The organism is Aquirufa sp. ROCK2-A2, from assembly GCF_054558485.1.
In genome coordinates this window covers 21,221-35,625 of sequence record NZ_JBPXKA010000011.1, presented here as the reverse complement: position 1 = coordinate 35,625, position 14,405 = coordinate 21,221, and the positions used below count along the sequence as shown (strand labels likewise).

The 14,405-nt window shown below is 38.6% G+C and carries 9 protein-coding genes; 2 read left to right on the top strand and 7 right to left on the bottom strand.

What is annotated here, in order from left to right; translation table 11 throughout:
- Window positions 1-64 precede the first annotated feature (64 nt).
- Window positions 65-2,659 (top strand): TonB-dependent receptor, encoded by a 2,595-nt coding sequence (locus tag V7S76_RS12190; protein WP_459510402.1) that lies wholly within the window; start codon window positions 65-67, stop codon window positions 2,657-2,659.
- Between the two features lie 188 nt (window positions 2,660-2,847).
- Window positions 2,848-4,047, top strand: a complete 1,200-nt coding sequence (locus tag V7S76_RS12185) for a multidrug effflux MFS transporter (protein WP_459510401.1) — start codon at window positions 2,848-2,850, stop codon at window positions 4,045-4,047.
- A 635-nt stretch (window positions 4,048-4,682) separates the two neighbouring features.
- On the opposite strand, the gene V7S76_RS12180 is transcribed toward V7S76_RS12185, so the two are convergent.
- From V7S76_RS12180 to V7S76_RS12150, 7 genes are all read right to left on the bottom strand, one after another.
- Entirely contained in the window at window positions 4,683-5,657 is a 975-nt protein-coding gene (locus V7S76_RS12180) for a glycosyltransferase family 2 protein (RefSeq protein WP_459510400.1), read from the bottom strand.
- Between the two features lie 76 nt (window positions 5,658-5,733).
- Window positions 5,734-7,062, bottom strand: coding sequence for a hypothetical protein (locus tag V7S76_RS12175; RefSeq protein ID WP_459510399.1), 1,329 nt, complete (start codon window positions 7,060-7,062; stop codon window positions 5,734-5,736).
- Complete coding sequence (locus V7S76_RS12170; protein ID WP_459510398.1) at window positions 7,059-9,374, bottom strand: hypothetical protein; 2,316 nt, start codon at window positions 9,372-9,374, stop codon at window positions 7,059-7,061. Before V7S76_RS12170 ends, V7S76_RS12175 begins: the two co-directional genes overlap by 4 nt.
- A gap of 11 nt (window positions 9,375-9,385) precedes the next feature.
- Window positions 9,386-10,219, bottom strand: coding sequence for an HpcH/HpaI aldolase family protein (locus V7S76_RS12165; RefSeq protein ID WP_459510397.1), 834 nt, complete (start codon window positions 10,217-10,219; stop codon window positions 9,386-9,388).
- A 348-nt stretch (window positions 10,220-10,567) separates the two neighbouring features.
- The gene (locus V7S76_RS12160) at window positions 10,568-11,611 is read right to left on the bottom strand and encodes a glycosyltransferase family 4 protein (protein ID WP_459510396.1); all 1,044 of its coding nucleotides are present in this window, start codon (window positions 11,609-11,611) and stop codon (window positions 10,568-10,570) included.
- Window positions 11,612-11,723: 112 nt separating this feature from the next.
- Entirely contained in the window at window positions 11,724-13,370 is a 1,647-nt protein-coding gene (locus V7S76_RS12155) for a carboxylesterase/lipase family protein (protein ID WP_459510395.1), read from the bottom strand.
- A gap of 33 nt (window positions 13,371-13,403) precedes the next feature.
- Window positions 13,404-14,396: a GRP family sugar transporter gene (locus V7S76_RS12150; RefSeq protein ID WP_459510394.1), complete on the bottom strand. Its 993-nt coding sequence runs from the start codon at window positions 14,394-14,396 to the stop codon at window positions 13,404-13,406.
- Between the last annotated feature and the right edge of the window lie 9 nt (window positions 14,397-14,405).

Below are 14,405 nucleotides of genomic sequence, written 5' to 3'. Positions count from 1 at the left end.
GGTACATTTTGAAAGAAATTATTCAAAAAGCCTAAGTAGATAAATTGTACCATATCCATCACAAATGAAAAATTCCATCTTTGTAGCGTTATTATCGCTCATTAGCCTAACAACTTTTGCTCAATTCCCTGCGGGGAAAATGCCTGATATGAATCGAGGCCATGTGTTTGGGAAAGTAGTAGACGATCAAGGCAAACCCGTCGAATTTGCTTCTGTCGTTTTACTAAAAACCGTTCTTGATCCAACTACCAAAAAAAATAAAGATGTATTGGTAAAAGCTCAACAAGCGGAACTAAATGGCGATTTCAATTTCAAAGAAATTCCAGTGAATGTCCGTCTAAAAATCAAAATCAGTTTTGTAGGTTTCGTCAACTATGAAATGCCTGTGGCTTTCGCAATGCCGAAAATGGAAGGTATGACTCCAGGCCAACAGCCCGACCCCGCTATGATGGCTAAAATGATGTCTGCTTTTGAAAAAGATTTGGGGAATATCAAATTAGCGACAGACAATAAAGTTTTGGAAGGTGTAACCGTTACCACAGCAAAATCTTTGGTAGAAATGGATATCGATAAAAAATCCTTCAACGTTGGGCAAAATATTGTAACAGCGGGTGGTACGGCGATTGATGTCATGAGAAATATTCCATCTGTTCAAGTGGATATTGATGGTAACGTGAAAGTCCGCAATGCAAATCCTACTTTATTTATTGATGGTAGACCCACTACTTTAAGCATGGACCAAATTCCAGCGGATATTATTGAAAAAGTAGAAGTGATTACCAACCCTTCTGCCAAATATGATGCATCTGGAAGCATGGCGGGAATTATCAATATCATTTTGAAAAAGAACAAGAAGAACGGATACAATGGTATGGTGAATATCGGAGCAGACCGTTTTGGAGGTTCTAATTTGATGGGAAATTTCACCTATCAACAAAATAAATGGAACTTAACCGCCACGATCATGAATATGCGTAACCGAAATAATTCAAATGGTTATAGCGAACGTATAAGTAGCATCGGTGGTATCCAATCGAATGTCTATCAAGATATCGAAAGTAAAACACAAGGAATGATGTTGTTTCCACGTTTCTCTGCGGATTATGCCATCAGCAACCGAAGTACTATTACTTTAGGTACATTCTTCGGTGGTGGAGGTAAATTTACGCCCAATGAAGACATCATGATTACTAGCACCGTGAATGGGGTAAAAACCTTGAGTCACCGTGTTTCTGAAAGTACTCGTGAATTTAAACCACAAGGTTTCCAATTAGGATTCAAACATACCTATCCGAAGGCGGGAGAAGAATTAACCATGGACATGAACTTTTTTGGAGGAACCAATAAGAATGATGGTATTTTCACGACAGACTATTTAAAAAACAATGCTGTTACAGGTACTCAAATTCAAAGAAATCTAGGTTCTGGAAATAACAAATTCGTCACACTTCAAACCGATTACGTAAAGCCAATCAAAAATGAAGGCACCCTTGAAATGGGCTTAAGAGCTCAAATCAATGAAATAGCCAATGAAAATAACAATACCATCAAGGCAGTGGGTTCGGATGTGTACAAACCTATTACTTCAGCGTCCATTAATTACAAGAGTAAAAACGATGTGTATGCTGCTTATATTTCGATTTCTGGCAAAAACACGGCCTTTTCTTACAAAGTAGGTTTACGTGGAGAAAGCTCTAATTACGATGGTGAGTTATTGAACACGAAGCAACAATTCAGCAATAAATACCCTTTGAGCTTGTTCCCTTCCATCTTCTTGAAAAAAGATTTATCCAAAACGGATGCCATTCAATTAAGCATTACTCGCCGAGTAAACCGTCCGAATTTTTTCCAAATCATTCCATTTGTCGATTATAGCGATAGCTTAAATATCACTCGCGGAAATGCTGATTTAGTACCAGAATTTACCACATCAGGAGAACTTGCGTATAGCAAAACAAAAGGTTCTGCCACCTTTTTGGTATCGGGTTATTACAAATACACCGACAATTTAATTACCCGTTATTTGAAACAAGAGATCAACCCTATCAGTGGTAAAACGGATTTAATTAACACTTTTGTTAATGCAAACTCAAGCATCAATTACGGAACAGAATTTACTTATACCAATAAATTGCAAAATTGGTGGGACATCACTGCAAATATGAATTTTTACAATTCAAAAATTAACATTGCGAACATTGATGCCAATCAGGTTTCTGATGCCATGTGGACAGCCTTTGGAAAGATCAACAACAACTTTATGTTACCCAAAAAATGGGTGATTCAATTGTCGGCAGATTACCAAGGAAAAACCAATTTGCCAGTTTCACAAAATCAAGGAATGCAAGGCCCTCCAGGCATGCAAGCACAAAGCTCCTCTCAAGGATACATTGAGCCGTTTTATGGCGTGGATTTAGCCATCAAAAAATCATTTTGGAAAAACGACATGGCCTCTTTGACTTTATCATTTAATGATATGTTCAAAACACGTGGAAATACCCGTATTTCTTATGGCGAAGGTTTTACACAATCGTACTATCGTATTTCTAATCCACAGCAAATTCGTTTAACCTTCTCTATCCGTTTTGGAAAATTTGATATGAGTACCATCAAAAAAATGTCCAATTCAACGGGATCAGAGGCTATGCAGATGCAATAAGAAGAAGAGAGAAGAGAGAAGAGAGAAGAGAGAAGAGAGAAGAGAGAATAGAGAAGAGAGAAAAAATGTTATACCTATTACCTTTTACCTATTACCTATTTCCTATTACCTTTTACCTCTTTCCTCTCTTCTCTTTTCTAAATAAAATAGCCGTATTTTTGCGCTTTCGTAAATTTGAAAATTCCATAATGACTCAAGTATCCAACCGGACTAAAATCATTTTAGTATTAGGTATATTATCCGCCATTGGCCCCCTATCCATTGATATGTATTTGCCAGCATTCAAAAATATGGCAAATGCTTTGCATTGTTCAGAGGAACAAATTGGCTACACACTATCCAGTTTCTTTTTTGGAATATGTTTAGGCCAATTAATCAATGGGCCTGTTTTGGATCATTTTGGAAGGAAAAAAGTGCTTTATGTGGGTTTATCAGCCTATGTACTTAGTTCATTGGCCTGTGCATTTTCTACGACAGTTGAGCAATTAATCTTTTTTAGATTTATCCAAGCCATCGGTGGTAGCATCGGAATGGTGGCTCCCAATGCGATCATTCGGGAAACCTTTGAGGAAAAAGAACGCCCGCGAGTGATGTCGTTGATGATATTAATTCTTGGTGTTTCGCCCATTTTAGCTCCTTCGTTGGGTAGTTTATTGTTAATAGTTTCAAGCTGGAAATTCATCTTTGCGCTTTTAGCCATCATTATTTTTGTGATTATTTTTTTAATCAAAATCTGGTTACCTGAAAAAGTGGATCGTGAAAAAGGCGGTGCATTCAAATTGGGAATTATCATTCAATCCTACCGCTCCTTATTTACGCAAAAGGAATTTCTCATTTTTGCATTTGCGGGTTCGATCGGCGCTGGAACCATTTTTACCTTTGTCGGTGGCGCACCTTTAACATTTTTAAATTACTATGGCGTGGATGAAACCCAATTCGGTTGGATTTTTGCCATCGTTGCCTCTGGAATTATTGGTGCGAGTCAATTGAATCATATCGTATTAAAAAGATTTACGAGTTTACAAATTTTAAAAGTTACGCTACCCGTTCAATTGATCCTATGTTCCATTTTTGCGATCCTTGCCAAAATGGGTTGGATCACGATGGAAATCAATATTCTATTATTGTTTTTGACGCTTGCTTGTCAAGGATTTAATTTCCCGAACGTGGCCTCACTGGCTTTAAGACCATTTCACCAAGGCGCTGGATCAGCCTCCGCCATGATGGGCTCTATTCAGATGGCTTGGGGTTCTATTTGTTCCATGGCGATTGGATTGTTATTTGATGGAACAGCCTTCACCATGGCCATCGTCATGTGCTTTTGTGCGCTGTTGGCCAATGTGATTTTGTTTGTGGTTGGTAAAAAAGTGGTAAGAGGTAGTAGGTAATAGGTAAAAGGTAATAGGTAAAAGGTAATAGGATTTTTTACTTTTCATTAATTTGGCACAAGTGCCTTTGAATCCTTCCTGGTCCATCAGTGGTAAATCATGCATTTGAACACAAAGGCCACTGTTATTTCATATTTTCAATCTTTAATTAGCGTTTTTGGCTTCCATACTTCTATTGGCTCTGTAACTGAGCTAACCCATTGGGTACCTATTACCTATTAATGCGAATTAAGAGTTGAAATTATTATTAAGGTCTGTTCTAAACGTATGTTTAAAAGCGAACTTGAATTTGCTAATTCCTTATTCGTTTTACAGAAATGCAATTTACTGGCTAATTTTTTTTCTATGGCATTTCTTTTTTTGAAAAAAAAGAAACAAAAAAAACTTTTTTCTTTAGCTTAATCCAAGACGAATCCGCAGGCGGAACGATTTTCACTCCGCTCTCGGCTATTTTCTTTGACCCTGACGCACATATCCCATGCGCATTGTCAAAGCTCCGCCTTGCCGCTACGTTCAAATCTTTCGTTAGGATTAAGCGTTGGCCATAAATAAATTTTTGTAACGAATAATCCCAATGTTTTTAACCCTTAATTCGCATTATTACCTATTACCTTTTACCTACAACCTATTACCTATTACCTTTTACCTATATAGGGCCCTTTCCTCAAAGCCAATAATCTAGGAAAAAATTGCAGGAGAATGATTACTTTTTGACTAAGCTCTGACTGGTTCTTTGTATCATGAAGCCAATTTTTACCGGTCAATATGTTCAGGACAATTTTCCAAGTCCAAAAAATAGGTACCAATAAGACATAATTGAAATAGATCAAAAGCAAAGCGCCGATTCCATAGCTTTTTCGAATCCATAATAAATTGGATAATTGAATTTGAATGGCAAATCGGTTAACCCAGGAATATTCTGTGCGACGGAATTCATTTTCTTGGATCAAATGAATAAATTTCACATCTGGAGAATAGGCCAATTTCCCCAATTTGGCTAAACGGAAACTTAATTCAGCATCTTCCGCATACATAAAAAAGTCCTCGTCCCACTTGCCTACTCGTAAAAAATCCGACTTAGCCGTCATGATAAAAGCACCAACCAAATTATTGGTTTCTCCCTTTGGAAAACTCTCCTTTGGCAATAGGGCAGTGATGCATTTTTGTACGACAGGTAAATTAGGAAGGATGTAAAAGTCCTTTCGAATGTCATTTAAGGTATAATAAAACGGAATTTCTACTTGATTTTGATCTAACTGTATGCCACCTATCGCTACAAAATCCGATTTTGTTTGTAGAAATTCAAAGGCTTTGAAAATAGAATTATCCACAATTAAGGTGTCGGCATTTAAGAAAAGGACATATTCGCCTTGGGCATGTTCCACACCGATGTTATTGCCTTTTGAAAAGCCCACATTTCCTCCCGAATTAATCCATTGAGTATTTGGAAATTCCGTCAAAATTGCCTCATTTGCTCCCTGTTCCAAACTATTGTCCACCACGATGCATTCGTAGGAAAGTCCAGAAGTAAAGTGTGCAATACTTCTTAAACAACCCAAAAGCAATTTTTCGGTTTTGTAATTAACAAAAATGATGGATAAATGGACCAAGGGTGATTCTATTTTGGTTCAAAATTAGCTTCATTTTAGGATTTATAAAGCATTTTTCTGTCTTTTCTTTCAAAGACTAATCTCCCTCCAAAGATTGGAACACGCTGTATGGGCAAGCGACGCTGGTCATGTAAACTGGATTTTGTTGATTATCCGCCGTAAAACATTCCCAAGGTGAACCGAATTTTTCCCCTTTCCGAAAATCGCCATCACGTAATTCTTGTACATATTCTTTGATTAATTTTCTGGCATTTTCAGGGTGGGTTTTTACCATTAATTCAGCAACCCATCCCAGGGGAGTCCCCCAATAGGCACCATTTTGATAGGTATTTCGATCAGCCAAACTTTGTTCCCAAGCGGTGTTTTCATTAAAGTCGTCAGAGGTCAAAATATGCCGAATGTTTCCTCGAAAGCTAAGATTTCCTTTTTCATACGCTTGGTTTAAGGTTTTTGAAGCAGTTTGTATTTGTTTTTTCGACAATAATCCTAGATGAGCAGCCAAAGCGGTACTCCAAACATCTTTTTGCCCACTTTTTCCGGTACTTGCTTTGAGCAATCCCGATTCGGTAATAAACATAAGTGGTATTTGATTTTTCAATTCATTCGCCAACTTTTTATACAATTCAGCCTTTGGGGTTTGCTTCAAAACAGCAAATAGTTGGGCTAATTCTTGAGCTGCTTGAAATTTCAAAATGGATGAAAAACACAAATCGCCGGTCATATATATGGCATCTCTAAAACCGAAATCTACCCCTCGATTTTGCTCATTCACACTAACTAATTGATTTTTTTTCGATTTGGGCACAGAAAAAAAAGCCAATTCGAGTCGGTCAATCAATGCCAAAGAATCGATTTTCTCTACTAAAATTTCTTTCTTTTTTTCTTTAATCGCATAAAAATAGGCCATGTGAATAAAGAAAAATGCATCGCAAAAAGGAGGTTGCATACCCCATTTGGGTTCACCTTGTTTCTCCACTTGATAAGTTCCTGGAAAATAAATAGGTTTAGCATCATCGATTCGGATATGGTCGGCTATCGCTCCACGAGGAATGAAGGTGCCCCATTTTGTCTGCTGATAACGGTTCGATTGTGTTTTGGCGGTTAGTAACAATAAATGTTTTTGTTCATTTATACTAAACATTCCGGCATCCAGTGCCATCGCATAATCTCGTATCCAAAAAGCTGGATAACTGGTTCTGCCGCCCGGGCGAATCAACGTTCCGCCCGTTTGATTGGACCCAAATTCAGCGGATATGCTTTGACCAGGTCGAATTCGGGAAGCTTCAATGACATCCTTGGTCATATGTTTCAGAAAAAGAAAGTCGCTCCGACTAATCAAATGCGATTTTTGAGCAAAGGAATTTATCGCAAAAAATACCCCAAAAAAAGCCAATCGTTTTATCATTCTTTCAATAACCAAATATCAAATACTTTGGAATGTTGCCTCCAATTCAAATGCGATTCTTCCGGTTGGTCAAAGGAAACCGAAATTTTGCCATCACTTACAAATTTAGGATTCAAAGGGAATTCCTTGAATTCTTCAAAGCCTTTAGGATACAAGGTAGGCTCTATGCGTTCCCCATCCACTCTTAACAAAGCATCTCCGTAACCTGAAATACGAATAAAATAATGCCCTTTGGGGTCTAAATCAGCATACTCTAATTGCGGAAAATTTTGAAAAAGTTGAGTGGATAATCTTTTTCTACTCATTCCATTATTTTCCCAAAGCACGTCGGTCGCATCATCGGTCCGGGTTTTTACTCGAGGTCCTTTGGATAGATCGGAAATGTTGTCGTAATAACTTCCCTGGCCTGGATTTTCCCAAGTGGCCAAAATCTGTATTCGGTTCAATTTCTGCTCTTCATTGGGCATTTTCTTGATTTTCTCAAATTCATCTGCCAACCACCAGCGATTGTTCAAAGGGTAATCGATGAAGTCCAATATTGCACCTCGTTCGTATCCACTTGCTTGGTATTTTGGAACGCTGGTTTGCATACCTATGGATTGAAACAATGCCTCGCAATAATTCACTATTTTTTCTCTCAATTCGGGTGAAATACGTGTCAAATCAGCTTGATTGACTTTTACTAGGGCTAATTCCATCGCTTTTTCTGCTCCCAATGCTTTTGCTTGAAGAAGAATTTGATTGGCTTCTTTTTCCAAATTTTGTTCATACCATTTTCTTCGCTTCACATAGGTATCGTAATAGGCTCGCATGACCATTTGTTGCCAACGCCAATTGCCTTGTAATCCTGGATTTTTCATTTCCAAATTTTGCCAATATTGCAAGGTCGTTTCGATGGCACCATTTTCTTCCACCGGTCCCACCCAATTTCGTTCCAAAGCCAATACCCCATCTGCAACGGATTCCGCCAAGGCACTTCCATAAAATACTCGGGCATATTCCACCACGACTTGTCGAACATCCTTTTGTGGATCCCAGGCCATTTGACTCCAAATCACCTTATTTACATCATCATGAACTCCATCGGAATAAGCTAAAAATCCATCTGTTAAAGCTGCATATCGATTATGCACTTTGGCATAGTAAAATGGTTGAGGATTAGACACTTCTCTACCTTCGGTTAAGGCAAAAGCTTGATCCCAATTTTCGGTGGGGTATTGACATCGGACAGTATGAGTCAAATCAGGATAATGCCGATGTTTATATTGTTTGGGTAGGCGATAACGGGTGGTAGCCATGTCTGGACTACTTGGCCCCGAAACCACACCTGTTAACCAAGTGGGTTGATATTTATCCAAATAATCGTAAAAATAATTCACCTGTGCATCGCTAAATCCTTGCAGAGAAATCCACATACCAGCTTTGGGATGCGACTTTTTTAATTCCCCTGCAATGGCTTTTAAAAAGGGCATAACATCTTTTGGGTGGTTACTTCCAGGGTCTCCGCCCGGAAAAAACACGCCATCTAATTGTGGGCATTTTTGATAAAATGCTGCATGTTCTTTAACCTCTGCCTCGAATTGATCCGGCTTGGATAAATCAACATCTCCGGGAGTCCAAACCCAATATTCCAATCCATAATCCCGGCAAATTTCACTCATTTTCAGGTTCATCTCTTCCCTTGGAATTTTCATATGTGGGCCGGGAGCGCCATCTTGAAAAGGAATATTTTCAATGGCATTTGTCCCAAAAAAAGCTAATTCACGAATGTATTTTTCATATTGAGGAACCGTCCATGCATCCCAAGAATTGGCGGTATTTCGGTAGCCTAATTGATGACCTCTTAATGCGTATTTGGGAGCCGTTTCAATCTCCGATTTTTTATCAAAGAGCACTTTGTTTTTGGATAGTTGGGCAGTTCTAAAAAACTCGCCAATGGCAAACAACACTCCCCGCTCATCTGCCCCAATTAACCATAAAACATCCTTTCCTTGGATATTTTGATGAATCATTTTATAGCCTTCTGCATGGCTAGAAGACAAATTCGGAACGAGGTAATTTCCGATTTTTTCATCCTTCTGAGTCGCTAAAATAATGAGCGGCGATTTATCGGAAAGCAAGGCTAATTTGCTTTGGGTTCTAGCCTGCCATTCTTCATTAAAAACTCGTTGATAAGTCGCTTTTTGAGGAGAATTGATTTGATCCGAGACCAACAATCCTGCCTTTGAGAGATCAATTATTTGAGCATGAGAAACAAAAGTACACAGCCAAACACAGGCAACAAATAATTGCCCGAAAAACATTTTTTTCATGGTAAACAGGTTTAAATACTTTCGGAATACGCCTTTTTATGGCTTGCTAGTCCGAGTGTATTTTTTATTTGATTAAAGTCTTCTTGTAATTTATCGGCCGACAAAAACATGTCTGAACAATGTAAAATAATATTCGCACCATTTTGGGACCAATGTTTCTGCAAGTCTAAGCTCCCACGATATCCTGTATGGCCTCCAGCTGAAACGCCTAGTTTTCGCGCTTGTTGGATAATCTGAGTGCTCAATTCAATAAAAGCCTTCGAAGAATATTGCTCAGGCATTTCATAGGAAGTTGATAAATCATGTGGACCCAAGACAATTCCATCTACACCAGGTCCGTCCAACGAAGGAATAGCCAAAAAATCTGCCATTTTTTGGACACCTGTTGGACTCTCAATATTGATCAAAAGTGTATTATTTCGATTATGATGTTGAAGGTAAGCGGTTAATTCAAGAGACGGTTTCTCTTCACCATGCAATATTTTTTGTAATTTTTTTCCTTTCAGAGGCCTAAATTTCACCGCTCCAATAAGATTCAAAACATCTTCCACCTCTTCCACATAAGGAACCAAAATGGCGGAGGCGCCAGCATCCAAAGCTTGCGTTGCCAAAAAAGGACTAGGTTCCAGAATTCGAATGATGGGATTGATGCCCGCTGCTTTAAAAGCACGACACATCCAACTCAAGGTTTCAGGATTATAACTAACATGTTCCGAACAAAAAAAGACAAAATCCAAGCCTAAACTAAGAACGGAATCAAACATTTTAGGGGAAGTAGATGTAATCAATGTTCCAAAAACAGTTCTTCCTGAACGTAGGGAATCTCTAAAGTCTTGACCGACCATGCGTTTGATGATTAATTAAATAGGTTGCCAAATATAGAGAAAATTACCTCTCTAAGGATAAATTTAAGAATTTTTCTGGTTCCTCTGAAAAGTGAAAACTAGCGAAGTGAATTGTAGGTAATAAATTTTTAAATTAAAACCATTAAAAAAAGAACTAGTCAAGTCTGGAGTCATTTTATCAAATAACTTAACATAAAAACCCATAAATTGCAGGGGGTAAGGGGAGCATGTTCCCCTAAAAAAAGAATGGCAAAGTCACAAATAAATAACTGATAAATTCAATCAATAAGTTAATTTTTAAAGGAAATCCCTTCGTCCATTAGAAAAACAGATATGAGAATTTAATTCTCAAAGAACAACCTGAGCTAATTTTTCCAATTCCTCTGAATAATCAAATCTTGGAGGCCCAGCGAACGAGAATTGTTCCAAATGCTTAGACATTTCTGCCAATTGTTGCACAATGATTTCTGGCCGAAGGTCTTCACAAATTTGTCCTACTTGATCATCCACTATCAACGTTGATCCTCCTGAATTCGTTGCCAAAACAGGTATTTCCAGCGCAATAGCTTCCATCAAGACCAGGCCCATCGATTCTTCTCGAGAAGTAGATAAAAAGATATCCGCCCGACTAAATAATTCCAAATACTCTTCTTGCGTAACGGTTTGAATAAATTGAATCGAATTCGTTTCCTCGTTTTTCAACCGAATAATTTCCGAAAATGCCGTGGAGTTAAATTTACCTAACCAGACAAATTCGAAACCTTTATTTTGTAAAATTTGAGCTACTGCATAAAACAAATCAGCTCCTTTTCGATGACAAATAGTACCCGAGGAAATCACCCGAATCTTTTGATTAGCTTTCGTGATTTTATCCTTTTTGAATCCAACTATTTTAGTAGGATCAATGGTGGAATTAATCACACGAATCGGCTTTTTGAAAAAAGGCAAAAAGAGATGTTTGACCAATTCAGAACAAGCAATTAAATGATCCGCATGATTGATCATCGATGACAATTCCTCTGCCTTTACTGAATCAAAATTGTAAATCAATTCATGAACGTGCACATAAGCCTTGCATGCATATCGATCTTTGTATTTCAATAAACTGACATGATCAATGGTATTAAAATACCAAACATTGGCAGAAAACTGATCTTGAATTTTTTGAATTTTCCTGCCAATCACATCCACTCCCGCATGAAAAAGAAGCTTTTCTTTGATGCTAAACTCCAAATTCAAATAAAAAACAGGAATATTTTTCGCTATTTCTGGCACCAACTCTCCCCCCTCTTTGAGCAATACAATCCCAATGTTGGCCTGATTTTTTTTGTTCAAATCATTGATCAAATTCAAAATGAGCGTCTCAGAACCTGTCCGGTTTAAATTATTCACAAAAAATAAAATTCTTTGACTCATCTGATAACGCTCTTGGCAATTCGCCGATTTTACAAACAAAGTTTAAAATTACACAATTGGCCTGTATTTTAAAATTAAACGGTTTTATCTACAAGGCTTTCCTTCCTTCCGCATCTGGGTTATTGACCAATTGTGCCACATCATCCAAAATCATAGTTTCCCCATTTTCTGAACTGTAAGGTTTCCAATTGGGCAAACCTCCTCCATTGGGATTTCCAGTTTTTGCGAAATTCAAGAATGATTTGGCCATTTTTGTCGCCAAGGCTTTAGGTCTTTTCCCACCACCTGTATGCGTCAACATCAAATCGGTGTTGTAAAACCAAAAACAGATATCATCACAATGAAAAGCACGCATTCTGCCATCAAATAAAGGGGGCTGCCAGCCGAACCAAGAAAGATAAACAGGCGCTTTTTTTTGAGCAGACTTTGCCTCCGCCGTTGCAATGGCATTTTTGCGGTTCGATAAAATCAATGCCCAAATTTCAATGGGTTTTGCCTTCGGAAAATTTCGTTGAAATGCCTCCGCTACCTTACGAGAATTGTCTCCAAATCGAGAAGTGATTTTCTCAATAACTCCATCCAAGGTAATATTTTCCAAATTCGCATCGGTTCTGCTTGGACTCTGTTCATGGAAATTCGTGTTGATCATCAAAGGAATTTCTGCTGAAAAATGAGCGGCATCTGAGAAAAAAGCTTGGTCATTTAAACTAACTCCGTCTGCTACGGGTGAAAAACCTCCCCGACTAATATTCATTTTTTTGGCTTCTTCAGCCATTTTTTCCACTGCCCGATTGGCAATATCAATGTATTCTCTCCACGGAATGGCTTGTAATTTATCTATTTGTCCAACCTGTAAACCCGCTTCTTGCATGATTTTCACACCCAATTTTTCGGCATATTCTTTGTTTACACCCGACAAAGAACTTCCACTCAATGCAACCGCTTTGTGAAATAATCCTTTTGCCGAAGGCATATTCATCAACGTTGTTACCTTGGAACCGCCACCCGACTGGCCAATGATCGTCACATTGTTGGGGTCGCCACCAAAATTAGCAATGTTGTTTTTTACCCATTCCAAAGCGGCTACCATATCCAAATTCCCTACATTTCCTGAAAGGGGATGTCCACCAGCCGCTTTCAAATGCGAATAGCCGAATGCACCTAATCGGTGATTGATGGAACAAAAAACAATGTTCCCCAAACGGGAAAGATTTTCCCCATGATAACCATCTTGTTCAATGGAATTGCCATTCACAAAACCTCCACCATGCAACCAAACAATAACGGGTCTTTTGCCTTGATCGATCGCTGGAGTCCAAACATTTAACTTTAAACAATCTTCCGAAACATCGTCGTAATTCCAATGATCCACGAAGGAAGCATATTGATTGGCATACCGCTTTTCCATGATTTGAGGTGCCGTATTTCCCCACCAAACACAAGGTTTGATTTGGGACCAAGCCTGCGGCTTTTTAGGAGGCATAAAACGATTGGCCCCGGAGGTATCCGCCCCATAAGGTATTCCCAAAAATTGATGGATTCCTCGCAAAATAAATCCGCGAACTTTGCCATGTTCCGTGTTGGCAAGGGCGATGGAATCTCCTACAAAAAGTACTTGTCCATCGGAATTTGTGCCTTCTTTGGTAGAACTGCTGGTGTTTAGCGGAGTGCCCACACTTAAACTGGCAGCACCCAACCCCAAGGATTGAATAAAATTTCGGCGATTTGATTTCATGATGTTAATAGGTTTAAATTAAATGTCTAAAATTTATTTGGAATAAATCAATAAGGCTAATCCCAGTACGTATAAAATCAGCATAATGTTCAAGATGTTTTTAGTGGATTTGGATGCATTTTCAAATTCTTTCCAAATGAAAATTCCCCAAATTGCCGCTACCACCGTTGCCCCTTGTCCCAAACCATACGACACAGCTGCACCTGCTTTTTCAGAGGCTAAAATGCTTAATGCCATTCCCAAAAACCAAATAGCACCGCCCAACATACCAATCAAATGGTCTTTTAATTTACCCGCAAAATAGTCCGCAAAAGAAACAGCTGATCCTTGAAAGGGACGAAACATTTGCCAGGTATTGAATACAAATGAACTGATCAAAATTCCCAAGGCAAAGAAGACCAAAGCCGTATAAGGCGTCAATTTGCCCATTTCAGGCTGAGAAAAATCGGTAGCCATGGATAAGGCCACATATTTATAAAATAATCCCATCAAACAACCGCTCAAAACACTTAAGACCAATCCTTTGGTCGACATCCCTGCAGCTGCTCCATTTTTTTTATAGGCTCGTGCATTCAAAATAATCGCAACGCTGATGAGCAACACTCCTCCGAAGATGATGATGGGATTCCCCACTGGATTTGCCAAATAATTAACTAAAACGCCTAATACCAAGGCAATGCCGATGCCCACGGGAAAAGCAACCGACATCCCAGCGATTCCGATGGCTGCTACAAGTAAAATATTGGCAGCGTTAAAAATAACTCCGCCTAAAATGGCAGATTGCAAACTTGATTGATCAGCCTGCGCTAAATCATTTAAAAATGATCGACCGAATTCCCCTTGGCTGCCCAATGTAAAGGCTAAAAGCAAAGAAGCAACTAAAATTCCCAAGGCATAATCCCAATAAAACAATTCAAAGCGCCAAGTGGAGGTAGTTAATTTTTGCGTATTGGCCCAAGAACCCCAACAGATCATGGTGATGATGCATAAAATAACAGCGGAAGAATAATTTTCAATGATGAACATGGTAAGATA

Coding starts and splice junctions, on each gene's coding strand:
- V7S76_RS12190 (WP_459510402.1), top strand. CDS start 65: ATGAAAAATTCCATCTTTGTAGCGTTATTATCGCTCATTAGCCTAACA.
- V7S76_RS12185 (WP_459510401.1), top strand. CDS start 2,848: ATGACTCAAGTATCCAACCGGACTAAAATCATTTTAGTATTAGGTATA.
- V7S76_RS12175 (WP_459510399.1), bottom strand. CDS start 7,062: ATGATAAAACGATTGGCTTTTTTTGGGGTATTTTTTGCGATAAATTCC.
- V7S76_RS12170 (WP_459510398.1), bottom strand. CDS start 9,374: ATGAAAAAAATGTTTTTCGGGCAATTATTTGTTGCCTGTGTTTGGCTG.
- V7S76_RS12165 (WP_459510397.1), bottom strand. CDS start 10,219: ATGGTCGGTCAAGACTTTAGAGATTCCCTACGTTCAGGAAGAACTGTT.
- V7S76_RS12155 (WP_459510395.1), bottom strand. CDS start 13,370: ATGAAATCAAATCGCCGAAATTTTATTCAATCCTTGGGGTTGGGTGCT.
- V7S76_RS12150 (WP_459510394.1), bottom strand. CDS start 14,396: ATGTTCATCATTGAAAATTATTCTTCCGCTGTTATTTTATGCATCATC.